Source organism: Pauljensenia sp. UMB3104, from assembly GCF_030217285.1.
Lineage (GTDB): Bacteria > Actinomycetota > Actinomycetes > Actinomycetales > Actinomycetaceae > Pauljensenia.
The window spans coordinates 1-238 of the sequence record NZ_JASONN010000575.1 but is presented as its reverse complement, the minus strand read 5'-3'; the positions used below and the strand labels follow the sequence as shown (position 1 = coordinate 238).

Here is a 238-nt window from a genome sequence, read left to right as displayed (position 1 = left end):
GGCAGTGGTTTTGGCACAGGCGGCAGGTCTTGCGCATCGTATCCACGCTGAAGCCCTCGAGGGCCTCGATCGTCGCCAGGGACGAGGTCCCCTCCCCCGTGTCGTGCATGCGCGCGGTCAGGGCCGCGCCGTACGCACCCATGAGGCCGGCGATGTCGGGGCGCACGACCTCGCGGCCAGTGAGCAGCTCGAAGGCGCGCAGCACCGAGTCGTTGAGGAAGGTGCCGCCCTGGACGAC

The 238-nt window shown here is 70.2% G+C and carries 1 protein-coding gene; it reads right to left on the bottom strand.

Features of this window, described 5'->3' with window-relative positions:
• Positions 1–238: hypothetical protein (locus tag QP415_RS12830; protein WP_285100330.1), on the bottom strand; the 238-nt coding region annotated here is incomplete at both ends.